Source organism: Microbacterium sp. ARD31 (assembly GCF_031844425.1).
Map to the genome: position 1 here is coordinate 1,044,847 of NZ_JAUZVE010000001.1, position 24,728 is coordinate 1,069,574.

Annotated in this window: 25 protein-coding genes; 5 read left to right on the forward strand and 20 right to left on the reverse strand. The window is 70.5% G+C overall.

The window, feature by feature from the left end:
* Positions 1 to 87: 87 nt before the first annotated feature.
* Positions 88 to 867 (forward strand): lysophospholipid acyltransferase family protein, encoded by a 780-nt coding sequence (locus tag Q9S36_RS05280; protein ID WP_217531184.1) that lies wholly within the window; start codon positions 88 to 90, stop codon positions 865 to 867.
* Here the strand turns inward: Q9S36_RS05280 and Q9S36_RS05285 are convergent.
* Entirely contained in the window at positions 836 to 1,330 is a 495-nt protein-coding gene (locus Q9S36_RS05285; protein ID WP_311284221.1) for an OsmC family protein, read from the reverse strand. The two genes, Q9S36_RS05280 and Q9S36_RS05285, sit on opposite strands and share 32 nt — an antisense overlap.
* Positions 1,331 to 1,391: 61 nt before the next feature.
* Between Q9S36_RS05285 and Q9S36_RS05290 the strand changes: the two genes are divergently transcribed.
* Positions 1,392 to 2,381 carry an asparaginase gene (locus tag Q9S36_RS05290; protein ID WP_311284222.1) on the forward strand — a complete coding sequence of 330 codons (990 nt, stop codon included), beginning with the start codon at positions 1,392 to 1,394 and terminating at the stop codon, positions 2,379 to 2,381.
* 17 nt (positions 2,382 to 2,398) lie between these two features.
* On the opposite strand, the gene Q9S36_RS05295 is transcribed toward Q9S36_RS05290, so the two are convergent.
* Both Q9S36_RS05295 and Q9S36_RS05300 read right to left on the reverse strand, forming a co-directional pair.
* On the reverse strand, positions 2,399 to 5,122 hold the full coding sequence (locus Q9S36_RS05295) for an FtsK/SpoIIIE domain-containing protein (protein WP_311284223.1): 2,724 nt from the start codon (positions 5,120 to 5,122) through the stop codon (positions 2,399 to 2,401).
* A gap of 66 nt (positions 5,123 to 5,188) precedes the next feature.
* The gene (locus tag Q9S36_RS05300) at positions 5,189 to 6,007 is read right to left on the reverse strand and encodes a PP2C family serine/threonine-protein phosphatase (RefSeq protein ID WP_064001490.1); all 819 of its coding nucleotides are present in this window, start codon (positions 6,005 to 6,007) and stop codon (positions 5,189 to 5,191) included.
* A gap of 178 nt (positions 6,008 to 6,185) precedes the next feature.
* Here Q9S36_RS05300 and Q9S36_RS05305 point away from each other — a divergent pair, with 178 nt between their 5' ends.
* Positions 6,186 to 6,737 (forward strand): DUF4870 domain-containing protein, encoded by a 552-nt coding sequence (locus Q9S36_RS05305; RefSeq protein ID WP_311284224.1) that lies wholly within the window; start codon positions 6,186 to 6,188, stop codon positions 6,735 to 6,737.
* On the opposite strand, the gene Q9S36_RS05310 is transcribed toward Q9S36_RS05305, so the two are convergent.
* The 13 genes from Q9S36_RS05310 to prmC all read right to left on the reverse strand — a co-directional run bounded on the left by Q9S36_RS05310 (position 6,727) and on the right by prmC (position 17,784).
* A complete protein-coding gene (locus Q9S36_RS05310) occupies positions 6,727 to 7,491 on the reverse strand; it encodes a peroxide stress protein YaaA (protein WP_311284225.1) in 765 nt (254 codons plus the stop codon). The genes Q9S36_RS05305 and Q9S36_RS05310 overlap by 11 nt on opposite strands.
* Before the next feature lie 66 nt (positions 7,492 to 7,557).
* Positions 7,558 to 7,818, reverse strand: a complete 261-nt coding sequence (locus Q9S36_RS05315) for a F0F1 ATP synthase subunit epsilon (protein ID WP_064001487.1) — start codon at positions 7,816 to 7,818, stop codon at positions 7,558 to 7,560.
* 1 nt (position 7,819) lies between these two features.
* Complete coding sequence (gene atpD, locus Q9S36_RS05320) at positions 7,820 to 9,268, reverse strand: F0F1 ATP synthase subunit beta (protein ID WP_311284226.1); 1,449 nt, start codon at positions 9,266 to 9,268, stop codon at positions 7,820 to 7,822.
* A 22-nt stretch (positions 9,269 to 9,290) separates the two neighbouring features.
* On the reverse strand, positions 9,291 to 10,187 hold the full coding sequence (locus Q9S36_RS05325; RefSeq protein WP_311284227.1) for a F0F1 ATP synthase subunit gamma: 897 nt from the start codon (positions 10,185 to 10,187) through the stop codon (positions 9,291 to 9,293).
* A 23-nt stretch (positions 10,188 to 10,210) separates the two neighbouring features.
* The gene (atpA, locus tag Q9S36_RS05330; protein WP_253035920.1) at positions 10,211 to 11,851 is read right to left on the reverse strand and encodes a F0F1 ATP synthase subunit alpha; all 1,641 of its coding nucleotides are present in this window, start codon (positions 11,849 to 11,851) and stop codon (positions 10,211 to 10,213) included.
* Between the two features lie 74 nt (positions 11,852 to 11,925).
* The gene (locus Q9S36_RS05335) at positions 11,926 to 12,714 is read right to left on the reverse strand and encodes a F0F1 ATP synthase subunit delta (RefSeq protein ID WP_311284228.1); all 789 of its coding nucleotides are present in this window, start codon (positions 12,712 to 12,714) and stop codon (positions 11,926 to 11,928) included.
* Positions 12,714 to 13,265 (reverse strand): F0F1 ATP synthase subunit B, encoded by a 552-nt coding sequence (locus Q9S36_RS05340; RefSeq protein WP_311284229.1) that lies wholly within the window; start codon positions 13,263 to 13,265, stop codon positions 12,714 to 12,716. The genes Q9S36_RS05335 and Q9S36_RS05340 overlap by 1 nt, the downstream gene beginning before the upstream one ends.
* 28 nt (positions 13,266 to 13,293) lie before the next feature.
* Positions 13,294 to 13,527 (reverse strand): ATP synthase F0 subunit C, encoded by a 234-nt coding sequence (atpE, locus tag Q9S36_RS05345; protein ID WP_311284230.1) that lies wholly within the window; start codon positions 13,525 to 13,527, stop codon positions 13,294 to 13,296.
* 46 nt (positions 13,528 to 13,573) lie between these two features.
* Positions 13,574 to 14,362, reverse strand: coding sequence for a F0F1 ATP synthase subunit A (atpB, locus tag Q9S36_RS05350; RefSeq protein WP_311284459.1), 789 nt, complete (start codon positions 14,360 to 14,362; stop codon positions 13,574 to 13,576).
* Between the two features lie 129 nt (positions 14,363 to 14,491).
* Positions 14,492 to 14,986, reverse strand: coding sequence for a hypothetical protein (locus tag Q9S36_RS05355; protein WP_311284231.1), 495 nt, complete (start codon positions 14,984 to 14,986; stop codon positions 14,492 to 14,494).
* Complete coding sequence (locus tag Q9S36_RS05360; protein ID WP_217531173.1) at positions 14,983 to 16,143, reverse strand: MraY family glycosyltransferase; 1,161 nt, start codon at positions 16,141 to 16,143, stop codon at positions 14,983 to 14,985. Before Q9S36_RS05360 ends, Q9S36_RS05355 begins: the two co-directional genes overlap by 4 nt.
* Positions 16,140 to 16,835 (reverse strand): L-threonylcarbamoyladenylate synthase, encoded by a 696-nt coding sequence (locus Q9S36_RS05365; RefSeq protein WP_311284232.1) that lies wholly within the window; start codon positions 16,833 to 16,835, stop codon positions 16,140 to 16,142. Before Q9S36_RS05365 ends, Q9S36_RS05360 begins: the two co-directional genes overlap by 4 nt.
* Positions 16,836 to 16,893: 58 nt before the next feature.
* Positions 16,894 to 17,784 (reverse strand): peptide chain release factor N(5)-glutamine methyltransferase, encoded by an 891-nt coding sequence (gene prmC / locus Q9S36_RS05370; RefSeq protein ID WP_311284233.1) that lies wholly within the window; start codon positions 17,782 to 17,784, stop codon positions 16,894 to 16,896.
* A 131-nt stretch (positions 17,785 to 17,915) separates the two neighbouring features.
* Between prmC and cysK the strand changes: the two genes are divergently transcribed.
* Positions 17,916 to 18,851 carry a cysteine synthase A gene (gene cysK / locus Q9S36_RS05375; RefSeq protein ID WP_311284234.1) on the forward strand — a complete coding sequence of 312 codons (936 nt, stop codon included), beginning with the start codon at positions 17,916 to 17,918 and terminating at the stop codon, positions 18,849 to 18,851.
* Between the two features lie 26 nt (positions 18,852 to 18,877).
* Positions 18,878 to 19,483, forward strand: coding sequence for a serine O-acetyltransferase EpsC (gene epsC, locus Q9S36_RS05380; protein ID WP_311284235.1), 606 nt, complete (start codon positions 18,878 to 18,880; stop codon positions 19,481 to 19,483).
* 4 nt (positions 19,484 to 19,487) lie between these two features.
* On the opposite strand, the gene prfA is transcribed toward epsC, so the two are convergent.
* The 4 genes from prfA to thrC all read right to left on the reverse strand — a co-directional run bounded on the left by prfA (position 19,488) and on the right by thrC (position 24,727).
* Positions 19,488 to 20,567, reverse strand: a complete 1,080-nt coding sequence (gene prfA / locus Q9S36_RS05385; protein ID WP_311284236.1) for a peptide chain release factor 1 — start codon at positions 20,565 to 20,567, stop codon at positions 19,488 to 19,490.
* Between the two features lie 10 nt (positions 20,568 to 20,577).
* Positions 20,578 to 22,551, reverse strand: coding sequence for a transcription termination factor Rho (rho, locus tag Q9S36_RS05390; protein ID WP_311284237.1), 1,974 nt, complete (start codon positions 22,549 to 22,551; stop codon positions 20,578 to 20,580).
* A 164-nt stretch (positions 22,552 to 22,715) separates the two neighbouring features.
* Positions 22,716 to 23,648, reverse strand: a complete 933-nt coding sequence (gene thrB / locus Q9S36_RS05395) for a homoserine kinase (protein ID WP_064001473.1) — start codon at positions 23,646 to 23,648, stop codon at positions 22,716 to 22,718.
* Positions 23,645 to 24,727: a threonine synthase gene (gene thrC, locus Q9S36_RS05400; protein ID WP_253035758.1), complete on the reverse strand. Its 1,083-nt coding sequence runs from the start codon at positions 24,725 to 24,727 to the stop codon at positions 23,645 to 23,647. The genes thrB and thrC overlap by 4 nt, the downstream gene beginning before the upstream one ends.
* Position 24,728: the final 1 nt, after the last annotated feature.

Below are 24,728 nucleotides of genomic sequence, written 5' to 3' on the forward strand. Positions count from 1 at the left end.
TTGTCCCGGGTGTGAGTCGGCGTTCCGAGCGCCGCGATGCACCGGGGCATGTCCTGGCCCGCATGGGTTTGGCAGTACCCTCTTCAGGTGACCGAAGCGCCGATTCCCCCCGAGAACTCCGCCGGGTCATCCGACGACGAACTCGCGCGTGCCGGTGGCCTCTACTACCTCGTGCGCTGGGGCTTCGGCCCGTTGGCACGGCTGATCTACCGCCCCCGCATCGAGGGCGTGGGCAACATCCCGCGGTCGGGCCCCATCATCCTCGCGAGCAATCACCTGAGCTTCATCGACTCGTTCGTGCTGCCGCTGTTCGCGCCGCGGCCCGTCTACTTCCTGGCCAAGTCGAGCTACTTCGACGGGTCGGGAATCAAGGGCTGGTTCAGCAACCGCTTCTTCCGCGCCCTCGGCGCCACCCCCGTGCAGCGCGGGGCGGGCCAGGCCGCGCTCGACGCCCTCGACCAGCAGCGCCGCATCCTCGAGTCCGGCAAGGCCATCGCGCTGTACCCCGAGGGCACGCGCTCGCTCGACGGACGCCTCTACAAGGGCCGCACCGGTGTCGCCTTCCTCGCGCTGGAGACCGGCGCGAAGGTCGTGCCGGTGGGGATCGTCGGCACGAACGACGCGATGCCCGTGGGCGCGAAGTGGCCGCGCATGTCGCCGCGGGTGACGATCCGCTACGGCGAGCCGATGGATTTGTCCCATCACGGTCCGGCGTCGTCGGGCCGTGCCCGCCGCCAGGCCACCGACCACATCATGTCGGCGATCCACGCGCTCTCGGGTCAGGAGCTCGCCGGCTCGTACAACGAGGTGCCCGCGCAGAATCCGGTCGAGCGTCTCAAGCAGGTCCTGCCGCACGAACGTCGCTGACGGTCACGACGGCCTCGTGGCGCACGGGGAAGTTCACCGAGTTCGCGATGAAGCACCACTCGCGCGCCTGCCGGTGGGCGGCCTCCGCCGCGGGGACCATCGCGGCATCCGCCACCGTCACCCGCGGCCGCAGGGTGACCTCGCGGAAGGAGCCACCTCCTCTGCCGTCGAGCGTCATCGTGCCCGTCGCGTCGTCCTCGTAGGAGGTCACGACGACACCCACCGTGACGCAGGCGTGCAGGTACGACAGCAGGTGGCACTCCGAGAGGGCGGCGAGCAGCAGGTCCTCGGGGTTCCAGCGCGTCGGGTCGCCGCGGAACGGCTTGTCGGCCGACGCGAGCAGGTCGGGCTTGCCCTCGACCTGCACGGTGACGGCGCGGTCGTAGTCGCGGTACCCGCTGGTTCCGCTCCCCCGGTCGCCCGTCCAGAGGGTCTTCACGCGATAGTGGTGTTCGTCGTGCACGCGGCCAGTCTCGCACGCGCAGCCGGGGCGGGCGCGGGAGGGCCTTGGCTAGGCTGGACGGGTGCCTGAGACCTTCGCCGTGACGGATGCCGTCGAACTCGCCGTCGTCGAACGCAGCGGTTTCATCGAGTCCCGTCACGCGGGCTCGGCGATCGTGCTCGACCCCGAGGGCGGGGTCGTCTCGGCGCTGGGTGCCGTGGAGGCGCCGATCCTGCCCCGCTCGACCCTGAAGCCGATGCAGGCGCTCGCGAGCGTCTCGGCCGGGGCGACCCTCGAGGGCCCGCACCTCGCCGTCGCGACCGCCAGCCACTCCGGCACGGACCGGCACGTGGCCCTCGTCACCGACATCCTCACCGCCGCCGGTCTCGGTGAGGATGCGCTGCAGTGCCCGCCCGCGTGGCCGGGCGACCCGGCCGCGCGCGACGAGATGACCCGCGAGCTGATCGGGCCGCAGCGCGTGCGGATGAACTGCTCGGGCAAGCACGCGGCGATGCTGCTGGCCTGTCAAGCGAGCGGGTGGGACACGACGACCTACCTCGACCCGCAGCATCCGCTGCAGATCCACACCCGTGAGGTCATCGAGCGCCTGACCGGGACGAAGATCACGGCGACGGCGACGGACGGATGCGGCGCCCCGGTGCACGCGATGAGTCTCACTGCCCTCGCCCGGGCCTTCCATCGCATCGGCGCCTCGTCCGAGAAGTCGCCGTTCGCGCTGCACCGGAGCGCGGGCACCCTGGTCCGTGCCGTCCGGGAGAACCCGTGGGTGATCCAGGGCCCCGGTCAGCCCGACTCGATCGTGACGGAGCGCCTCGGCGTGTTCGCCAAGCACGGCGCCGAGGGCGTCATGGCCATGATCGCCCCGAACGGCACGACCGCCGTGCTGAAGATGCTCGACGGCAGCACCCGGGCGGGCGCCGTGACGGCGCTCACGCTGCTCGTCCGCGCCGGCGCCCTGCAGGCGGCGGACGTGGCGCGCACCCTCGCCGACCTGCCGCTGACGGTGACCGGCGGCGGCAGGGACGTCGGCGTCATCCGTCCCACCGTCTGATCCCGGCAGCCCGCCGCTCAGTCGCGCTCCATCAGGACGCGCCGCACCGGGCGATCGGGCACGTGCCACCAGCCGCGACCCGCACCGGGGACGACGAACGGCGGCAGGTCGCGGGACCCGACGAGAGCGCGGTACTCCGCCGCGCACGCGGCGTCGATGACGAGGTCCGCGTCCGCGCGCGCTTCGGCGAGCAGCCGCCACTGGGCGAGCCAGGCGTCGGGCGGGCCGATCACGACCCCGCCGCGCGTCAGGGACGCCTGCCCGTCGACGGGTGTCACCGGGATTCCCCAGCGTTCCCACTCCGCCGTGAGCCGTCGCAGACGCGCGCCGGCGGGCGCGACGACCGCCGCGGGCCGGCGTCCGGGCTGCCAGACGGGCGGCGGATCGCTGACGACGGAGAGGGTTTGGGCGCCAGCGTCAACGACCTGGACGAGCGTCCGCCCGAGCCGTCCGCGTCCCGGCGGCAGATCCGGCAGGTGATCGCTCGCGTCGCCGCCGGCGGCGACGTGGTCGGCACGCGTGGCCGTCCCGAGGACGAGACGCCGCGGCACGAGCTCGAGGATCCGGCCAACGCCGGCGCCGACGCGCTGCGTCGTGAGGGCGATCCGGATGCCGCGGGGGCGCGCGCCGCGCAGGGCCTGCTCGAGCGACTCGGCAGCGACGGCGCCGTACTCCCCCGGCAGGGCGGCGAGCATGGCGTCGAGGTCGTCCACGAGCACCGTGGTGCCGGCGGGCACGAGCTCGAGGGTCGTCAGTGCGTCCCACGCCCCCTCGGGATCCCCCGGCACCAGGAGCGTCTCCGTCTGCGCGGCGATCGCCCGGAGCACCCCCGTCCTCCCGCTCCGCGGGCCGCCGACCACCGCGAGCGCCGGCTCGTCCCAGACCACGGCGCGCTGGCGCTGCTGCTCGGGCTCGTCGGCGGTTCCGAGCACGACGACGCCGGCCTGCCGGACCGAGGCGAGCGGGATGCGCTCGGGAAGAGCCGGCAACCACGGGCGTCGCGCGCTCTCGCCCTCGTACCTCGCCGCCGCCTCGGCGATCACCGTCGCATCGCACAGAGCCACCCGCACCGGCTGCGGCGACGCGTCGCCGGATCGTCGCACAAGCGCCGTGCCGCGGGCATCCGCTCGTCCCGAGAGCCGCGCGGCGTCGTCGACGCCCAGCACCGCACGGGAGTCGGTCGCATCGCCGACCCGCAGCGCGATGCGGAGCGGGGCGTTGGCGAGCACGGCGTCGCGGAAGACGCCGTTCGCGCGCTGCGCCGCGAGGACGAGGTGGATGCCGAGGGCCCGCCCGCGCGCGGCGAGATCACCGAACACGTCATGCAGCAGGGGGTGCGCCGCCACGAGCGCCGCGTACTCGTCGACCACGATGACGAGCCGTCCGAGCCCCTCACCCGCTTCGTCGACGTCGCGCGCTCCGAGGGACGCGAGGGTGCGCTCCCGGAAGCGAACCTCGGCGCGAAGGCTCTCGATGGCGCGCAGCGTCGTGGCCTCGTCGAGATCGGTGAGGACACCGGTCACGTGCGGCAGAGGTGCCAGATGGTCGAAGGTGCGGCCGCCCTTGAAGTCCACGAGCAGCAGTCCCAGCTGCGACGGCGTGTGCGCCGCGCACAGCGAGACGACCCACGACGTGAGCAGCTCGCTCTTGCCCGCCCCGGTCATCCCGATGACCACCGCGTGCGGGCCGTCGGCCACGAGGTCGACGGGCGCCGCCGCTCCGCCCGCGCTTCCGAACGCCGCCGGCAGTGCGCCGCGCCGGGCGGGCGGAGCCTGCCGCAGCGTCTCGCGCAGGGTCAGGACGTCCCCCGCGGTCTGCCCGAGCGCGCGCTCCGCCCGATCGGCGAGGAGGCCGGCCAGATCCGCCGCCTGCGCCGCCGAGAGCACGTCCACGGTCACGTCACGGGACCGGCCGTCGAGATCGAGCCGAGCCCGGGTCGGCCCGGTCAACCGCAGGACCGCCCCGCACCGCGGCGGCGGCGGCGCGCCGTCGGGCACGACGACGATGGGGATGTCGACCCCGCCGCCGACGAGTCCGCCGTCCTCGAGCACCTGCAGGAGCGGCCCGACCGCGGCGGCGCGGTGGGGCGCGGCATCCGCCCATGACGGACCGGCGTCGCTCAGACGCACGCGCCCGGGCGAGAGGCACAGGAGCACCTGCAACGCGAGCGCGCGCGCGACCGCGGCGGCCAGCGCCGGCGGCCCCACCACGGCGACACCCGTCGTGAGCGGCACGAGGACGGGCACGTCGTCCACCCGCGCCGCGCGTCGGCGGAGCTCCGCCGACGCGTCGTCCCCGTCACCGCCCGTCGTCCGCAGGGCACTCACGTCCTCTCCCGAACCGACGACGAGCATGGACTCGCGCTCGGGGACGACGCGCCAGATCGATTCCGGGCGGGCGAGGAAGCGCGGGACGTCGGGATGCGTCGCCCAACGCTGGGCGCGCTCGTCGTCGTGGCGGTTCGCCACGTCGACCTCCGCCTGCGCCAGCCGACGGCGGAGCGCCGCGGCATCCTTCTTCGCCGTCCGTTTCGAGGTGCGCGCCGCGTCGGCGACCGAGGCGATCGCGATGAGCGGGCCGAGGGCGGCGAACAGCAGAGCGTAGGCCGACCCCGTCACCATCCACAGCACGCCCGCACCGACGACCGGTACGACGACGGTCAGGAGCGGGAGGGGCGGGCGCGGTGCCGGCTCGGCACGGCGGGGAAGCGCGAGGGGGTCATCGGGTGCGTAGGTGGACACCGCTCCACTGTGCGCGGAGGGCCCGGTCCGGCGGCCGATGCACGGACGTCCTGTGGACGATCCGCGTCAGGGGCGCACTGGTGAGGAGATCTCGACCGTGGCGGTGTCCTCGTCGGCCGGGACGTGCCGCGCGCTCACGACGATGATGGACACGTTGTCGCGGCCGCCGTTCTCCAGCGCCGCCTCGAGCATCGCGTCGACCGCGGCAGCCGGGTCCTGGTTCTGCAGGAGGAAGTGCAGGATGCCGTAGTCGGTGAGCTCTTTCGTGAGTCCGTCGCTGCACACCACGAAGCGGTCGCCGTCGACGACCTCGAGTCGCACGTAGTCGGGCACCACCCCGTCGCTCGGACCGACGGCCCGGGTGATGACGTTGCCGTAAGGGTGATTCTCGGCCTCCTCCGGGCTGAGACGGCCTGCGGCGATCAGCTCCTGGACGACGGAGTGGTCGGTCGTCACCTGCGCGAGCGCGCCGTCGCGGAGCAGGTACACCCGGGAGTCGCCGATGTTGAGGGTCACCCAGGTCGGCTCGGCACCGGTGAGGTCGAGGTAGACACCCGTCACCGTCGTGCCGGTGCCGTCGTCGGTCGTCTCGGCGTGCGAGGCGATGTCGGCCACCGCGTGCTCGAGGGCGTCCTCGATCGCCTCCGGCGAGACCGTGCCGCGGTCGACGGCAGCCGAGAGGCGCTCCACCGTGCGCGAGCTGGCGATCTCTCCCCCGATGTGGCCGCCCATCCCGTCGGCGACGACGAAGAGCGGGAACGCCGACAGCACGGCATCCTGGTTGTTCTCGCGGCGGCGGCCCTGGTGGGTGACCTCGGCCCAGCGCACCTCGATGGGGCCCGCGCCGGAGGGGACGACGCGGGACGAGGTGACGGCTTCGGGCACGCTCCCACCCTTCTTCCTGATCGGTGCAGCGTCCTCACACTCTAGTGGACGTCCTCTCCCGTCATCATGCGGCGCGGGGCGTTGCCCCCGACCCGTTCCCGGCACTACCTTTCGTGTGTGGCAGCGCACGCGCGCTGAACGCCGCGCGCCGCGGCGACGCCGACAGAAGGGCATACCGATGACCGACCCGAACACGCCGCCGCAGGACGGCCCCGCGTCTCCTCCTCCCGCAGGCGCGCCGACCCCTCCGCCGGGACAGAACCCGGGCGGTTACGCTCCGCCGCCGCCCCAGCAGCCCTACGGCCAGCAGCCCAACGGCCAGCAGCCCTACGGCCAGCCGGGCTACGGGCAGCCGGGTTACGGGCAGCCGCAGCCGGGCGCCGCTCTCACCCCCGATCAGGACAAGCAGTGGGCGATGTTCGCGCACCTCGGCGGCATCGTCGGCTTCCTGCCCGCCCTCATCATCTGGCTCGTGTTCAAGGACCGCGGTCCTCGCACGAACGTCGAGGGCAAAGAGGCGCTGAACTGGCAGATCACCTTCACGATCGCCATGATCGTCGCCTACATCGTGGCGGGCATCCTGGCCTTCATCCCGTTCCTCGGCTTCATCGGGGGGCTGCTCCCGTTCGCCGTGTGGGTCGCGAACATCATCTTCTCGATCCTCGGGGCCGTACGGGTCAACGCCGGGGGCAGCTACCGCTACCCGGTGACCTTCCGGTTCATCTCGTAACGGGCGGCACGACGAGCTCCAGCTCGCCGGCCGCCGATGGGCGCAGGACGATCTGTTCGTCCTGCGCCCATCGCTTGAGAGCGTCGGGTCCGGAGACGTCCGGCCGTGAGGTCGCGAGGCGGCGGACGAGCTCCCCTTTGGCGTGCTTGTTGAAGTGGTTCAGGGCCCGCACGGCGCCGTCCGGCCCCTCCGACACGACCCGCACGTACGCCTGCGGGATCCCGGCGGGCACGGGCCCCAGGGCGACGTACGCCTCCGAACGCAGGTCGAGGACGAACGAGGGTGAGGATGCTGCGATCGCGGCACCGACGGCATCCGCCCACACTGCCCGCATCGGCGGGAGTCCGGGGACGCGGATGCCGGCTCCCAGACGGTACGCCGGGATCGGATCCAGCGCCCCGACCACGCCGAACGGGGCGGAGTGGATCGCGACGTGGCCCGCCAGCCAGGCACGCGACGCGTCGTCGAGAGTCGCGGCGTCGAGGGCGTCGAAGAGGACCCCGGTGTAGCGGTCGACGGCGGGCATCGTCGGGGAGCCGCGGAGCGCGGCGTTGACGGCGACCTCGCCGCGTTGCCGGGCGGAGAGCTTGAGCACGCGGGCCGCGGCCTCCTCGTCGTCGCTGAGCGCGACGAGCGCGTCGATCACCTGCTCGCGCTGCGTCGAGAGCGTCGGATAGGCGAGCGCGTCCGGACGCCAGCGCGGGCCGTCGCCGCCGGGGCGCTTGGTCTCGGACGGGGGCAGCAGGATGAGCACGGCGGCACCTCCGGGGAAAAGCGCAGCGCCGCCCGGCGAACCGGACGGCGCTGCGCGCAAAGGGTGTCAGGACTGCAGGGCTGCGTTCCCGGCCACGATGGTGAGCTCGTCGTTCTCCATCGAGAGGAAGCCGTCCTCCGCCGTCGCGACGATCTTCTCGCCGTTCGACTGCGTGATCCGGACTTCACCCTCCGCGAGGATGGCGAGGACGGGCTCGTGACCGGACATGAAGCCGATCTCGCCCTCGACCGTCTTGGCCACGACGAGGCTCGCCTCGCCGTGCCAGACCTCCGCCTCAGCGGAGACGAGGGTGACGGTCAGCGCCATGTCAGCCGTTCTCCTTCTGGATCTGCGCCCACTTCTCCTCGACGTCGGAGATGCCACCGACGTTGAAGAAGGCCTGCTCGGCCACGTGGTCGAAGTCACCCTTGACGATGGCGTCGAACGACTCGATGGTCTCCTTGATCGGGACCGTGGAGCCCTCGACACCGGTGAACTTCTTCGCCATGTAGGTGTTCTGCGAGAGGAACTGCTGGATGCGGCGTGCACGCGACACGACGATCTTGTCCTCTTCGGAGAGCTCGTCGACACCGAGGATCGCGATGATCTCCTGCAGTTCCTTGTTCTTCTGCAGGATCTGCTTCACGGCGGTGGCCACACGGTAGTGGTCCTCACCGATGTACCGCGGGTCCAGGATGCGGCTGGTCGAAGTCAGCGGGTCGATCGCGGGGTACAGACCCTTCGAGGCGATCTCACGCGAGAGCTCGGTCGTCGCGTCGAGGTGCGCGAAGGTGGTCGCCGGAGCCGGATCGGTGTAGTCGTCGGCGGGGACGTAGATCGCCTGCAGCGACGTGATCGAGTGACCGCGGGTCGACGTGATGCGCTCCTGGAGGACACCCATCTCGTCGGCCAGGTTCGGCTGGTAACCCACGGCAGAGGGCATGCGGCCCAACAGCGTGGAGACCTCGGAACCGGCCTGCGTGAAGCGGAAGATGTTGTCGATGAACAGGAGGACGTCCTGCTTCTGCACGTCGCGGAAGTACTCCGCCATCGTGAGAGCCGACAGGGCGACGCGCAGACGCGTCCCCGGCGGCTCGTCCATCTGGCCGAAGACGAGGGCGGTCTTGTCGAAGACGCCCGCCTCCTCCATCTCACCGATGAGGTCGTTGCCCTCACGGGTGCGCTCACCGACACCGGCGAACACCGACACACCACCGTGGTCCTGCGCGACGCGCTGGATCATCTCCTGGATGAGGACGGTCTTGCCGACGCCGGCACCACCGAAGAGGCCGATCTTGCCACCCTGGACGTACGGGGTGAGCAGGTCGATGCTCTTGATGCCGGTCTCGAACATCTCGGTCTTGGACTCGAGCTGGTCGAAGTTCGGCGCCTGACGGTGGATGCCCCAGCGCTCGGTGACCTCGATGGTCTCGCCCGGCGCGGCGTTGAGGACCTCACCGGTGACGTTGAACACCTTGCCCTTGGTGACGTCGCCGACGGGGACCGTGATCGGGCCGCCGGTGTCGCGCACCTCCTGGCCGCGGACCATGCCGTCGGTGGGCTTGAGCGAGATGGCGCGGACGAGGTCGTCGCCGAGGTGCTGCGCGACCTCGAGCGTGATCTCGGTCGACTCGCCGTCGATCGTGATGGTGGTCTTGAGGGCGTTGTAGACCTCGGGGATCGAGTCGTGCGGGAACTCGATGTCGACGACCGGGCCGGTGACGCGCGCGACGCGACCGACGACGGGGGTCTCCGTCTTCTCAGCGGTGAGGCTCATGGCTTCTCTTCTTTCGTGTGGTCTATTTGCCCGACGCCAGCGCGTCGGCGCCGCCGACGATCTCGGCGATCTGCTGCGTGATCTCCGCCTGACGCGCGTTGTTGCGCAGGCGGGTGTAGTCGGTGATGAGCTTGTCGGCGTTGTCGCTGGCGGACTTCATCGCCTTCTGCGTGGCGGCCTGCTTGGCGGCGGACGACTGCAGGAGCGCGTTGAACACGCGGCTCTGCACGTACACCGGCAGCAGCGCGTCGAGCACCGTCTCGGCATCCGGTTCGAACTCGTAGAGCGGGTAGACCTGGCTGGACGCCTCATCCTCCGCCTCGACGACCTCGAGCGGGAGCAGACGCACGGTCTCGGGCGTCTGCGTCATCATGCTGACGAACCGGTTGTAGACGAGGTTGATCTCGTCGACGCCGCCGTCCGCGCCGCCCTTCTCGTACGCCTCGATCAGCGCCGCCGCGATCTCCTCCGCCGTCGAGAAGGCGGGGGTGTCGGTGTCGCCGATCCACTCCCCCGCCGTCGCGATGCGACGGAACTGGAAGAAGCCGACGGGTTTGCGACCGATGAGGTAGTACACCGGCTCGCGACCCTCGCTGCGCAGCAGCTCGCCGAGCTGCAGCGCCTCGCGGATCACCTGGGAGTTGAATGCGCCGGCGAGACCGCGGTCCGAGCCGAAGACGACGACGGCGGAGCGTCGGAGGTCCTCGCGCTCGGTGGTCAGCGGGTGCTGCACGTTCGAGTGCGTCGCCACGGCGGAGACGGCCCGCGTCACGGCCCGCGCGAAGGGGTTGGACGCGCGCACGCGTGCCATCGCCTTCTGGATGCGCGAAGCCGCGATGAGTTCCATCGCCTTCGTGATCTTCTTGGTCGTCTGAGCAGAAGAGATCTTCTGCTTGTAGACCCTGAGTTGTGCGCCCATTGGTTATGAGTCTCCCGTCGGCGTCAGCCGCGGCGGCCCTTGACGATCTTCTCCTGGTTCACGTCGTCGGCGTCCGCAGCAGCGACCTCTTCGTGACCCGGCGCGCCGAGTGCCTGACCCTTGCCGCCCTGGAACTCGAGCACGAAGGCGTCGACCGCCTTGTCGAGCTCCGCGACGGTGCTGTCGTCGAGGACGTTCGTCTCGCGCAGCGTGTCGAGGATCGACGTGTTCCGCTTCAGGTGGTCCAGCAACTCGCGCTCGAAGCGGAGGACGTCCTCCACCTCGATCGTGTCGAGCTTGCCGTTGGTGCCGGCCCAGATCGAGACGACCTGCTCCTCGACGGGGTACGGCGAGTACTGCGGCTGCTTCAGCAGCTCGGTCAGACGCGCACCGCGGGCGAGCTGACGACGCGACGCGGCGTCGAGGTCGGAGGCGAACATCGCGAACGCCTCGAGCGAGCGGTACTGGGCGAGCTCGAGCTTGAGCGTTCCCGATACCTTCTTGATCGACTTGACCTGAGCGTCACCACCGACGCGCGAGACCGAGATACCCACGTCGACCGCGGGACGCTGGTTGGCGTTGAAGAGGTCGGACTGCAGGAAGATCTGGCCGTCGGTGATCGAGATCACGTTGGTCGGGATGTACGCCGAGACGTCGTTGGCCTTCGTCTCGATGATGGGCAGACCCGTCATCGATCCCGCCCCGAGCTCGTCGGAGAGCTTGGCGCAACGCTCCAGCAGACGCGAGTGCAGGTAGAAGACGTCACCGGGGTACGCCTCGCGGCCCGGCGGGCGGCGCAGCAGCAGCGAGACGGCACGGTAGGCCTCGGCCTGCTTCGACAGGTCGTCGAAGATGATGAGGACGTGCTTGCCCTCGTACATCCAGTGCTGGCCGATGGCCGATCCGGTGTAGGGAGCGAGGTACTTGAAGCCGGCGGGGTCGGATGCCGGGGCCGCGACGATCGTCGTGTACTCCATGGCACCGGCGTCCTCGAGCGCGCCCTTCACCGAAGCGATGGTCGAGCCCTTCTGGCCGATCGCGACGTAGATGCAGCGGACCTGCTTGGTGACGTCGCCCGACTCCCAGTTGGACTTCTGGTTGATGATCGTGTCGATCGCGATCGCCGTCTTGCCGGTCTGGCGGTCGCCGATGATCAGCTGACGCTGACCGCGGCCGACGGGGATCATGGCGTCGATCGCCTTGATGCCGGTCTGCATCGGCTCGTGGACCGACTTGCGCTGCATGACGCCGGGAGCCTGGAGCTCGAGCGCGCGGCGGCCGGTGGTCGCGATCTCGCCAAGACCGTCGATCGGGTTGCCGAGCGGGTCGACGACGCGACCGAGGTAGCCCTCGCCGACACCGACCGAGAGGACCTCGCCGGTGCGGGTGACCTTCTGACCGGCCTCGATGCCGGCGAAGTCGCCGAGGACGACGACACCGATCTCGTGCTCGTCGAGGTTCTGCGCGAGGCCCTCGACGCCGTTCTCGAAGCGGACGAGCTCGTTCGCCATGACGCCGGGCAGGCCCTCGACGTGGGCGATGCCGTCCGCGGCGTCGACGACGGTGCCGACCTCGGTCGCCGCAGCCCCGGTGGGCTCGTAGGCGGCGACGAAGTCTTTCAGCGCGTCACGGATGACGTCGGGGCTGATGGACAGTTCTGCCATGGTCTTCCTTCTTAGTGAGGTCTTGTGGCGGGCACCTGGCCAGCCGGGTCCGCTCCTCGGTGGAGCGGGAAGAGTCAGCCCGCCAGACGCTGGCGGAGGTCGCCCAGTCGGGACGAGACGGTGGCGTCGATCACGTCGTCGCCGATCTCGATGCGGATGCCGCCCACGACCTCGGGGTCGATGACGACATTGAGCGAGACCTCGGTGTCGTACCGCGCCGCGAGGGTCTGCCGCAGACGCGCGGTCTGCGCCTCGGTCAGCTCCGCTGCGGCGAACACCGTCGCGACAGCGCGACCGCGCTGCTCGGCGACGACGCGGAGCGCCCAGCTCAGCATCGAACGCACCCGCCGCTCGCGCGGGAGCTGCGCGAGCGAGGAGACGATGATCACCGTCGGCTCGGCGGCGCGGCCGGCGAGCAGCTTCTCGATGAGGGCACCCTTGGCGGATGCCTCGCCGAGACGGCTGCCGAGCGCCAGTTCGAGCTCGGGGTTGGCCGCGATCGTGCGAGCCACCGAGAACAGTTCGCCCTCGATGTCGGCCTGCGGCGCCGCGATGGCGGCGGCACGGATGCCCGCCTCCTCGATACCGGTCAGCAGATCGGCGGCCGAGGACCACCGCTCGCTGACGGCGGCGTCGAGGACGGCCACCGTGGCCGGCGAGAACGTGCCGAACACGTTCGCGACGACCTTCTGGCGGCCTTCCGCGGGAACCGACGCATCGGAGAGCGCGCCGCTCAGCTGCGACGAGCCGGCCAGGACGCGCGCCGCGGCGAAGAGCTCGCGGGCGACGTCGAGGTCGACGCCCGGCGCGGCCTGCAGGGCCGACGTCGTCGCCGCGAGGGCCTGAGTGGTCGCGCTGCCCATTACTTCGCCGCCTTCTCGGATGCCTCGAGGTCGGCGAGGAAGCGGTCGACCACGGCCTGGGCCTTGGCGTCGTCCGACAGGGTCTCACCGATCACGCCGCCGGCGAGGTCGAGGGCGAGGGTGCCCACCTCGCTGCGGAGCGAGACGAGCGCGCTCTGGCGCTCGGCCTCGATCTGGGAGTGAGCAGCGGCGGTCAGACGTGCCGCCTCAGCGGCGGCGTTGTCCTTGGCCTCGGTGACGATCTTCTTGCCGTCCTCGCGGGCTGCCTCACGGATCTCACCGGCCTCCTTGCGAGCCTCGGCCAGCTGGGCCGTGTACTCCTCGAGGGCGGCTTCCGCCTTGCGCTGCGCCTCGTCGGCCTTCGCGATGTTGCCTTCGATGGCGGCAGCGCGCTGGTCGAGAAGAGCCTGCATCTTCGGAAGAGCGACCTTCCAGAAGACGAACAGGATCACGACGAAGCAGACCGCGGACCAGACGATGTCGTAGATCGCCGGGAACAGCGGGTTGTACGCCTCGCCTTCTTCGGCGGCGATGACAAGAGCGTTCAGCATCCTGTCTCCTTAGGAATCTGTTCGGGGATCAGACGAAGATGAAGTACGTCGCGATGCCGATGAAGGCGAGCGCCTCGGTGAAGGCGATACCGATCCACATCAGGACCTGCAGACGACCGGCCAGCTCGGGCTGACGGGCGACGCCCTCGATCGTCTTGCCGACGACGATACCCACGCCGATGGCGGGACCGATGGCGGCGAGGCCGTAGCCCATCGTCGCGACGTTGCCCTCGAGGGCGGCGAGAACCGTAGTTGCGTCCACGGAGGTGTTTCCTTTCGGTTGGATGGTTCGGCGTGCGCCGGACCGCTTAGTGCTCTTCAGCGACCGCGAGCTGGATGTAGACCGCGGTGAGGAGGGCGAAGACGTAGGCCTGGAGAACAGCGACCAGGATTTCGAACAGGGTGAAGACGAAGCCGAACGCGAGGGAGCCCGCGGCCAGAGCGGACCACCAGCCACCCAGTTCGAAGATGAAGAACTGCGTCGCCCCGAAGAAGAGGACGAGCAGCAGGTGGCCGACCATCATGTTCATCAGCAGTCGCAGCGTCAGGGTGACGGGACGGATGACGAACGTCGAGATCAGCTCGATCGGCGTGACGATGATGTAGATCGGCCACGGCACACCGGTCGGGAAGAGCGAGTTCTTGAAGAAGTTCTTCGGGCTCTTCTTGATGCCGGCGTAGATGAAGGTCACGTAGCTGACGACGGCGAGCAGGAGCGGGACGGCCACGATCGAGGTTCCCGCGATGTTCAGACCCGGGATGATGCCGGTGATGTTCATGAACAGCACCATGAAGAAGATCGTGGTGAGGATCGGCAGGAACCGGCGGCCGTCCTTCTTGCCGAGCAGGTCCTCGGCGATGTTGACGCGGACGAAGTCCAGGCCCATCTCGACGACGCTCTGGAAGCGGCCGGGGACGACCGTCATGCGACGGGTGCCGAGCCAGAAGATGAGGACGATCGCGATCGTCGACAGGAACTGGATCAGGTGGATCCGGTTGACTTCGAGGAAGCCGATCTGGAAGAGCGTCTCGGGGAAGAACTCGGAGATCGAAGGCCCCTTGAACTCAGGGGCTTCTTCGGCGGCAGTAGCGATCAGGGTCGCAGCTTGAGTAAACAGCGCTGGCTCCAGCTTCGGGGCGTCGATCAACAGATCGGGCGACGATGGTCGGTGAGCTGACTCCGCAGACGTTCCCGTCGGGGTTCAGGCGGGCTCGAGAACAGCCTATCAGTCCTGGGGCGCCACCGAGTCCCCGGGCGGGCGTTCCCCGGCCTCCACCTCCGCGGCGGTGGGCAGTGTCGTGTCGCTGACGGCGGAAGTCCGCATCCGGAGCATGACGACGACGTCGACGACGAGCGAGGCGACGATGCTGACGACGAGGGAGACGAGGAAGACCAGCGGGGTCAGCCACGGCTGATCGCGCAGGACGAAGAGCACGACGAGGAAGACCACGAACTTGAGGATCCATCCGCCCATGACGGAACCGAAGAAGATCGGCACGAACAGCGGATCGCCGTAGAAACGGTTGGCGATGAGGATCGACACGATCGTGAAGCCCAGGAAGACCGCCGCCATCAGGACGGCGACGAGGGCGCTCCACAGGCCCGACGTCCCGGCGACGAGCAGTCCGACCGCTCCCCCCGCGACGAGAAGGACCGCGGTCACGATTCCGGACCACACGAGGGCGGTGCGCAGCATGGAGGTGGAGGACAGGGAGCTCACGAGAGGGCCTTCTGTTCGGGCGCGACCGATCGGGCGCGGCGCGCGGGGGGCAGTGTGACGAGGACGCAGGCGATGCAGCCGATGACGAGGAACGCGACGCCGGGCCAGTACCGGCCGGGCCAGCCCTTCGTCGTGCCGATGTACATCAGCAGGACCGACAGCGAGACGACGGCGGTCCACGCGTAGAACACGAAGACGGCGTTGCGGTCGGTGTGGCCCATGTCGAGCATCCGGTGGTGGAGGTGCTTGCGGTCGGGCGAGAACGGCGACTTGCCCTGCGCCATCCGCCGGACGACGGCGAGACCGAAGTCGACGAGCGGCAACAGCACGATGACGACGGGGAGGATGACGGGGATGAAGGCACCGAGCAGCTGAGAGCGGCCGAAGAGGTCGTTATCGCTCAGGAGGTTCGGCGGCAGGTTGCCGGTGACGACGATCGCCGACGACGCCATCATGAGCCCGAGGAGGAGGGCACCGGCATCCCCCATGAACATGCGGGCCGGATTCCAGTTGAACGGCAGGAAGCCCGCGCACATCCCGAGCAGCACGATCGCGATGAACACCCCGGTGTTGCTCTGCTCGCTGTTGTCGAAGTCGCGCACGAGCATCGCCGAGTAGGCGAAGAACACCGCGTTCGCGATGAGGCACACCCCCGCGACGAGCCCGTCGAGTCCGTCGATGAAGTTGACGGCGTTCATGACGATCACGATGAGGAGGATCGACAGGCTGATGCTGACCCAGCTCGACACGACGACCTGCTGGCCGAAGGGCAGGTAGAAGATCTGGATGCCGCCGGGCGAGACGACGATCCAGGCGGCGACGAACTGGGCGCCGAGCTTGATCATCCAGTCGAGGTCCCACAGGTCGTCGGCGACGCCGACCACGACCATGAGGGCGGCGGCCCCCAGCAGGGACCACACCATCGACGGCTCCTGCCACACGATCGCGAAGGCGGGGAGCTGGGAGGACAGCACGAAGAAGCCGAGCATGCCGATGAACATCGCCACGCCCCCGAGCCGGGGCGTGGGGGTCTTGTGGACGTCCCGCTCGCGGATCGCCGGGTGCAGCCCGAACTTCATCGCCACACGCCAGACTGCCCACGAGAAGACGAAGGTGAGGGCGCCGGTGATGACGAACGCGAGCAGGTAGTCCCTCACGCGTCGTCGGATTCGTCGGGCGAGACCGGATCCGGCTCGAGCAGGTCGCCAAGCACCTCGCGCAGGGCGGCGCGGGAGACGGCACCGTCGCGCAGCACCGTCACGGGCCGCGGATCGCGGCCGACGAGTCCCGTCGCATCGATGATGGTGGAGGCGACCCCGGTGTCGACGAGCCCGCCGTCGAGGTAGACGGAGATCCTGTCGCGGAGCATTTCGATCGCCGAGTCGATCTCGAGCGCCGCGGGCTTGCCCGTCAGGTTCGCGCTCGAGACGGCGAGTGGACCGGTCTCCTGCAGCAGTTCGAGGGCGAAGACGTCGTCCGGCATCCGCACCGCGACGGTGCCGCGGGTCTCGCCGAGGTCCCAGCGCAGCGAGGGCTGGGCGGGCAGGACGATGGTGAGACCCCCCGGCCAGAACCGCTCCACGAGGCGATCGACGGGCTCGGGCACCTCGGCCACGAGCGCACGCATGGTGTCGGGTCCCGAGACGAGCACCGGCGGGGGTGACTGCCGTCCGCGGCCCTTGGCCGCCAGCAGGCGCGCGACGGCGGAGGCGTTGAACGCGTCGGCGGCCACGCCGTAGACGGTGTCGGTCGGCATCACGATGAGTTCGCCGCGGCCGATGGCCTGGCGGGCCTGGCGGAGAGCGGGGAGCAGCTGGTCGGCGTCGCGGCAGTCGAGGACGGGAGACATATCCGCAGCATTCTACGAGGACCGGGCTCGGGACCGCCTGCACGCGGGCGGCCCCGGTTCAGGGACGCAGCGCCGTCGTCGCGCGGTCGCGCGTCGTGAGGTCCCGGTGCGTGGCCGCGCCGCGCCACCCGTCGGCGGTCAGCAGATCGCGGATGCCGGGGCCCTGCCACTCGCCGTGCTCGATCACCAGCGTGCCGCCGGGATGCAGCAGCCGCAGCGCCACGTGCGACAGCACGCGCACGACGTCGAGGCCGTCGGGGCCGCCGTACAGCGCCGCCGGCGGGTCCCAGAAGCGCACCTCGGGGTCGCGCGGGATCGCGTCGTCGGGGACGTATGGCGGGTTCGACACCACGACCGAGACGGTGCCGTCGAGCTCGGGGAACGCATCGGCGAGGTCGATGAACGCGAGACGGGCATGCGGGGCGTGGAGGGCGAAGTTCTCCTTCGCCCAGAGGAAGGCGTCGACAGAGTTCTCGGCCGCGTGCACCTGCGCGTGCGGCACCTCGGTCGCGAGCGACAGGGCGAGCGCGCCGCTGCCCGTGCCGAGGTCGACGGCGACCGGCTCGGGACCGGGCGCGGCGCGCAGCGCGTCGATCGCGAGCTGCGCGACCATCTCGGTCTCGGGACGCGGGACGAACACCCCCGGCCCCACCCGGAGCTCCAGGTGGCGGAACGGCGCCGTCCCGGTGAGGTGCTGCAGCGGTTCGCGCGCGGCGCGGCGCTCGACGAGCTCGGCGAAGCGCGTGGCGGCGGCCTCCGGCATCCGATCACCGCGCATCATGGCGGCGGCGAGCTCCCCCCGGCCGATGCCCAGGACGTGCGCGGCGAGGAGTTCGGCGTCGACATCGGCGGACGGCACGCCGGACGCGGCGAGGCGCTCGGCGGCGCGGCGCACGAGGGGGGCGAGGTCGCTGCCCGTGGGCGCGTCGGAAGTCCGTGAAGTCGACATGGGAAGCCTCAGGATACCGCGCACGGCATCGTCACACAGGGCCGCCCGGGTCGCCGGGACCGTAGGCTGGGGGGCGCATCGCGGACACCTGAGCCGCACCCAATTCATCCGACCCGCACGGAAGGCATCCCATGACCGGCATCCACTCCGACATCACGAGCGCATTCGGCAACACCCCCCTCGTCCGACTGAACCGCGTGTCCGAGGGGCTGCCGGGGACCATCCTCGCCAAGCTCGAGTTCTACAATCCCGCCTCGTCGGTCAAGGACCGCCTGGGCATCGCGATCGTCGACGCCGCGGAGGCCTCCGGTGAGCTGAAGCCCGGCGGCACGATCGTCGAGGGCACGAGCGGCAACACCGGCATCGCCCTCGCCATGGTGGGCGCGGCCCGCGGCTACAAGGTCATCCTGACGATGCCGTCCTCGATGTCGATCGAGCGTCGGATGCTGCTGCGCGCCTACGGTGCCGAGCTCGTCCTGACCGACCCGTCGCTCGGTATGAAGGGCGCCGTCGGCGAGGCCGAGCGCATCGCCGCAGAGACCCCCGGCGCCGTGCTCGCGAAGCAGTTCGCCAACCAGGCCAACGTCGAGATCCACCGCAAGACCACCGCCGAGGAGATCCTGCGCGACACCGACGGCGCCGTCGACTACTTCGTCGCCGGCATCGGCACCGGCGGGACGATCACCGGCGTCGGCCAGGTGCTGAAGGAGCGCGTGCCCGCCGCGAAGGTGGTCGCGGTCGAGCCGAAGGACTCCCCCCTGCTGACCGAGGGCAAGCCCGGACCTCACAAGATCCAGGGCATCGGCCCGAACTTCATCCCGCCGATCCTGGACCAGGGCGTCATCGACGAAGTCCAGGATGTCACGTTCGACGACGCGATCGTGACCGCCAAGAAGGTCGCCACGACCGAGGGCATCCTCGTGGGCATCTCGTCCGGCGCCGCCATCTGGGCGGCGCTCCAGGTCGCCGCACGTCCCGAGGCCGAGGGCAAGAACATCGTCGTGATCATCCCCTCCTTCGGCGAGCGGTACCTCTCGACGGCGCTCTTCGAGGAGTTCCGCGACTGATCCCGGTCGTCTCCGAAAGGTCCGTCGTGCCCGGCATCGCCCGCTCCCTGCGCCGCAGCCTCGTCGCCGTCCTCCGCGCCGTCCGCGAGGACATCGCGGCGGCGAAGCTGCGCGACCCGGCCGCACGCGGCGGGCTCGAGATCGCGCTGCTGTACCCGGGCCTCCACGCCGTGTGGAGCCACCGGGTATCGCACGCGCTGTGGCGGCGGGGCCGGCGTTTCCCCGCGCGGGCGCTCTCGCAGGTCACCCGCTGGCTCACCGGCATCGAGATCCACCCCGGCGCCCGCATCGGGCGACGCTTCTTCATCGACCACGGCATGGGTGTCGTGATCGGCGAGACGGCGGAGGTCGGCGACGACGTCATGCTCTACCACGGGGTGACGCTGGGCGGCCGGACGCGGGACGGCGGCAAGCGGCATCCGACCCTCGAAGACGGCGTCGCCGTCGGCGCGGGAGCGAAGATCCTCGGACCGATCGTCATCGGCGCGCACTCGGTCATCGGCGCGAACGCCGTGGTCACGAAGGACGCGCCGTCCGACTCCGTGCTCGTCGGAGTGCCGGCGCGGGCCCGACGGCGGGCGGTCGGCGAGGACAGCCGGGCGATCCTGACGGCGCCCGAGTACCACATCTGAGCGGTCAGGCCTCCGAGCCGACGGCGGCCAGCCGCGCTTCCTCATCGGCCGCGATCGCGGACTCGATGAGCGGTCCGAGCGCGCCGTCCATCACCTGGTCGAGGTTGTACGCCTTGTACCCGGTGCGGTGGTCGGCGATGCGGTTCTCGGGGAAGTTGTACGTGCGGATGCGCTCCGACCGGTCCATTCCGCGGATCTGGGACCTGCGGGCGTCGGAGGCCGCGGCATCCCGCTCCTCCTGCTGCCTGGCGAGCAGGCGCGCGCGGAGCACACGCATGCCGGCTTCGCGGTTCTGCAGCTGGCTCTTCTCGTTCTGCATCGACACGACGATGCCCGTGGGCAGGTGGGTGATGCGGACGGCGGAGTCGGTCGTGTTGACCGACTGACCGCCCGGACCCGACGAGCGGAAGACGTCGATCTTGAGGTCGTTCGCGTCGATCTGCACCTCTTCGGGCTCGTCGACCTCGGGGAAGACGAGGACTCCCGTTGTGGAGGTGTGGATGCGGCCCTGCGACTCGGTCGCGGGCACGCGCTGCACACGGTGCACGCCGCCCTCGTACTTCAGGTGGGCCCACACTCCCTGGGCGGGATCGCTCGAGGAGCCCTTGATGGCGACCTGGACGTCCTTGTAGCCGCCCAGATCGGACTCGTTGCGCTCGAGCAGTTCGGTCTTCCACCCCTGCGAGGCGGCGTACTGCAGGTACATGCGCAGCAGGTCGGCGGCGAACAGCGCCGACTCGGCGCCGCCCTCTCCCGCCTTGATCTCGAGGATCACGTCGCGGGCGTCGTCGGGGTCGCGCGGGATGAGCAGGCGGCGGAGCTTCTCCTGCGCCTCGGCGAGCCGCTGCTCGAGGGCGGGGACCTCGTCGGCGAAGGCGGCATCCTCCTTCGCGAGTTCCCGCGCAGCCGCGAGGTCCTCCTCCGCGGCCCGCCAGGCATCGTGCGCCGCGACGATGCGCGAGAGTTCCGCGTACCGCCGGTTGACGCGCTTGGCGCGCGCCGCATCGGCGTGCACCGCGGGGTCGGAGAGTTCCTCCTGGACCGCGCGGTGCTCGTCGATCAGCGTCTGGACGGACTCGAACACTACGCGAAGGTCAGCGGATGCTGTTCTCGTGCCCGTGGCCGTGGCCGCCCGCGGCGGGCGCCGGGATCGACTTCTGCATCTGCACGAGGAACTCGACGTTCGACGTCGTCTCCTTGAGCTTGCCGAGGACGACCTCGAGGGCCTGCTGGGGGTCGAGACCCGCGAGGGCCCGGCGCAGCTTCCACGTGATCTTGACCTCGTCGGCCGAGAGCAGCATCTCCTCGCGACGCGTGCTCGACGCGTTCACGTCGACGGCGGGGAAGATGCGCTTGTCGGCGAGCTGACGCGACAGGCGCAGCTCGCTGTTGCCGGTGCCCTTGAACTCCTCGAAGATGACGTCGTCCATCTTCGAACCGGTCTCGACGAGGGCCGTCGCGAGGATCGTGAGCGATCCGCCGTTCTCGATGTTGCGCGCGGCGCCGAAGAAGCGCTTGGGCGGGTAGAGAGCGGATGCGTCGACACCGCCGGTGAGCACGCGGCCCGAGGTCGGCGCCGAGATGTTGTAGGCGCGACCGAGGCGGGTGATCGAGTCGAGCAGGACGACGACGTCGCGGCCCAGCTCGACGAGGCGCTTGGCGCGCTCGATGGCGAGCTCGGCGACCGTCGTGTGGTCCTCGGCGGGTCGGTCGAACGTCGAGGCGATGACCTCGCCCTTGACCGTCCGCTGCATGTCGGTGACCTCTTCGGGGCGCTCGTCGACGAGCACGACCATGAGGTGGACCTCGGGGTTGTTCGTCGCGATCGCGTTCGCGATCTGCTGCAGGACGATCGTCTTGCCGGCCTTGGGCGGCGCGACGATCAGGCCGCGCTGACCCTTGCCGATCGGGGCGACGAGGTCGATGATGCGCTGCGTCAGCTTCTCGGGGGCCGTCTCGAGGCGCAGGCGCTCCTGCGGGTAGAGCGGCGTGAGCTTGCCGAACTCGACACGCGTCGCGGCGTCCTCGACCGAGAGGCCGTTGACGGCGTCGACCTTGACGAGCGCGTTGTACTTCTGACGGCTCGACTGCTCGCCCTCGCGCGGCTGCTTGATGGCGCCGACGACGGCGTCACCCTTGCGCAGGTTGTATTTCTTGACCTGACCGAGCGAGACGTAGACGTCGCTCTGGCCGGGGAGGTAGCCGGTCGTGCGGACGAACGCGTAGTTGTCGAGGACGTCGAGGATGCCGGCGATCGGGATGAGGACGTCGTCCTCGCCGATCTCGGTGTCGAACTCGTCGTTCGTGGACTGACCGCGACGCTTGTTGCGCTGGCGACCGCGACCCTGACCCTGCTCGTCGTCGGAGGCCTGCTCGACGGCGGGCTTGTCGGCGGGCGCGTTCTGGGCGTTGCCGTTCTGGGCGCCGCCGTTCTGGGCGTTCTCGCCCTTGTTGCGGTTGCGGCTGCGGCTGCGCGAACGGCTGCGGCTGCGGCCGTTGCCCTCGCCGGCGTTCTCGCTGTCGTCGGCGGATGCCGTCGGTGCCGCGGCATCAACCGTCGGCGCCTCGGTGGTCGCGGCCTGCTCGGTGGTCTCGGGGGCGGCGTCGGCCGCGGGTGCCTCGCCGGCGGACGCGGCATCGGCGGCCGGAGTCTCGGCGGCGTCGGCGGCCGGGGCCTCGGCAGTGGGGGCCTCGACGGCGGGGGCTTCCGCAGCGTCGGCAGCGACGGCGGCATCGGCGGCCGGCACATCGGTGCTCTTCGCGCGACGCGGAGCGCGCTTGCGCGGCGCCTTCGCCGGCTTCTCGGCGGGCTTCTCCTCGGCCGGGGTCTCGTCGACCGGCTGCGCAGCGGCGACCTCTTCGTCGGCGACGGGGGCGGGGTCCGCGGTGGGGGCCTCTTCGACGGGCGCCTCGGCGGCGGGCGCCTCGTCCGCGGGGGTCTCCTCGACGGGCGTCTCTTCGGTCGCGGGCGCGGCCAACTCGGCGGTGGCATCGGCGGTGGTCTCGTCGGCGACGGTGCCGCCGGTGGCGACGTCGTCGCCGGTCTGGATCTCGGAGATGGACTCCACGAGTTCTCCCTTTCAGATGTGGAAAGTCATAACCGCAGGTGGTTCCGTCCACGACAGATCCGGTTCCTCAGCGGGGTGTTCGCGCAGGCACAGAAGTTGCGCAGGCCCGTCAGAAGGGGGTGTGCGGTGGTTCGCAGATTGCGATGGAGGGCAGATTCACGTGATTACGTGGCATCCTCCGTATGGTCCTTCACTGTACCACCCCGGACATCGACGGCCAGCAGCAGGGGTTTCCATGGCGTGTCCGTGGACCGCGCCGCGAACTCGACCGCCTCGAGGCGGCGTCCGGGGCCGTCGGCCAGGACGAGCACGCTGGGGCCGGCGCCCGAGACGACGGCGGCGAAACCGGCGCCCCGGAGCGACTGCACCAGCGCGTCGGTCGCGGGCATCGCCTGCGCCCGGTACGACTGGTGCAGCTTGTCCTCGGTCGCCGCCATCAGCAGCTCAGGGCTCTGCGTGAGCGCCGCGATCAGCAGCGCGGACCGCGAGACATTGAAGACGGCGTCCTCGCGGGTGACGTGGAGCGGCGCGAGTCCCCGCGCGACCGACGTCGACATCGTGAACTCGGGAACGAACACGAGGGGCGAGACACCGCGGTGGACCGCGAGCTTCTTGTGCTGCGGACCGTCCTGGTCCATCCACGCGATCGTCAGACCGCCGAACAGCGCCGGGGCGACGTTGTCGGGGTGCCCTTCGAGTTCGGTGGCGAGGCGCAGCAGGGTCTCGGGCCCGAGGGTGACGTCCCCCTCGAGCAGTCCCTGCGCCGCGAGGAGGCCCGCGACCACGGCGGCCCCCGACGATCCCATGCCCCGGCCGTGCGGGATCACGTTGTGCGCGCGCAATCGGATGCCGGGCATCGGCCTGCCGACGGCCTCGAACGCGTACGCCATAGATTTCACGACGAGGTGCGAGGCGTCCGTCGGCACGTCCGCGGAACCCTCGCCGGTGACCTCGATCTCGAGCCCCGGCGCGTCGAGCGCGGTCACGACGAGCTCGTCGTGGACGCTCAGGGCGAGGCCCAACGTGTCGAAGCCCGGGCCCAGGTTGGCGCTCGTGGCCGGCACGCGGACGGCGACGCTGCGCCCGGCGAGCGTCATCCCGCCACGCGCGTGAGGTCGAGCGCGGACGCGACCTCGCTGGTCGCGGCATCCACGACGAGCGGCTCGACCTGCGAGCCGTCGGCGTTGCGCAGCGCCCACTGCGGGTCCTTCAGTCCGTGGCCGGTGACGGTCAGCACGACCTTGGCGCCGTTCGGGATGACGCCGGCCTCGGCACGGTCGAGCAGACCCGCGACGCTGATCGCGGAGGCCGGCTCGACGAAGACGCCGACGGTCCCGGCGAGCAGCTTCTGCGCCGCGAGGATGCGCTCGTCGTCGATCGCGCCGAACCACCCGTCGGTCGCCGCGCGGGCCTCGAGAGCGAGGTCCCACGACGCGGGGTTGCCGATGCGGATGGCCGAGGCGATCGTCTCGGGGTTCTTGACGACCTCGCCGCGCACGAGCGGCGCCGAACCCTCGGCCTGAAAGCCGAACATGCGGGGCACGCGCGTCGCGACGCCGCGCTCGGCCTCCTCGCGGTACCCGCGCGAGTAGGCGGTGTAGTTGCCGGCGTTGCCGACCGGGATGAAGTGGAAGTCGGGGGCGTCGCCGAGCTGGCTGACGACCTCGTAGGCGGCGGTCTTCTGCCCCTCGATGCGGTCCGGGTTGACCGAATTGACGAGGTGCACCTTGTAGCCGACGGCGAGCTCGCGCGCGATCTCGAGGCAGTCGTCGAAGTTGCCGCGGATCTGGATGAGCTTGCCGCCATGGGCGACGGCCTGGCTGAGCTTGCCCATCGCGATCTTGCCCTCGGGGACGAGGACGGCCGCCGTGATGCCGGCGTGCGCCGCGTAGGCGGCAGCGGATGCCGAGGTGTTGCCCGTCGAGGCGCAGATGACGGCCTCGGCCCCGTGCTCGACGGCACGCGAGAGCGCGACCGTCATGCCGCGGTCCTTGAACGAGCCGGTCGGGTTCATGCCCTCGAACTTGATGTAGACGTCGGCTCCGGTGATGCGCGACAGCGACGCGGCGGGGATGAGCGGGGTGCCGCCCTCGCCGAGGGTCACGACGGTCGAGGCGTCGGTGACGCCCAGTCGATCGGCGTACTCGCGGAGGACTCCGCGCCAGACGTGTGCCATG

Bases quoted from the DNA above. Each gene is read 5' to 3' on its own strand.
- Q9S36_RS05305 (WP_311284224.1), top strand. From the start codon at position 6,186: ATGACCGACCCGAACACGCCGCCGCAGGACGGCCCCGCGTCTCCTCCT.
- Q9S36_RS05315 (WP_064001487.1), bottom strand. From the start codon at position 7,818: ATGGCGCTGACCGTCACCCTCGTCTCCGCTGAGGCGGAGGTCTGGCAC.
- atpD (WP_311284226.1), bottom strand. From the start codon at position 9,268: ATGAGCCTCACCGCTGAGAAGACGGAGACCCCCGTCGTCGGTCGCGTC.
- Q9S36_RS05325 (WP_311284227.1), bottom strand. From the start codon at position 10,187: ATGGGCGCACAACTCAGGGTCTACAAGCAGAAGATCTCTTCTGCTCAG.
- atpA (WP_253035920.1), bottom strand. From the start codon at position 11,851: ATGGCAGAACTGTCCATCAGCCCCGACGTCATCCGTGACGCGCTGAAA.
- Q9S36_RS05335 (WP_311284228.1), bottom strand. From the start codon at position 12,714: ATGGGCAGCGCGACCACTCAGGCCCTCGCGGCGACGACGTCGGCCCTG.
- Q9S36_RS05340 (WP_311284229.1), bottom strand. From the start codon at position 13,265: ATGCTGAACGCTCTTGTCATCGCCGCCGAAGAAGGCGAGGCGTACAAC.
- Q9S36_RS05365 (WP_311284232.1), bottom strand. From the start codon at position 16,835: ATGTCTCCCGTCCTCGACTGCCGCGACGCCGACCAGCTGCTCCCCGCT.
- prmC (WP_311284233.1), bottom strand. From the start codon at position 17,784: ATGTCGACTTCACGGACTTCCGACGCGCCCACGGGCAGCGACCTCGCC.
- cysK (WP_311284234.1), top strand. From the start codon at position 17,916: ATGACCGGCATCCACTCCGACATCACGAGCGCATTCGGCAACACCCCC.
- thrB (WP_064001473.1), bottom strand. From the start codon at position 23,648: ATGACGCTCGCCGGGCGCAGCGTCGCCGTCCGCGTGCCGGCCACGAGC.
- thrC (WP_253035758.1), bottom strand. From the start codon at position 24,727: ATGGCACACGTCTGGCGCGGAGTCCTCCGCGAGTACGCCGATCGACTG.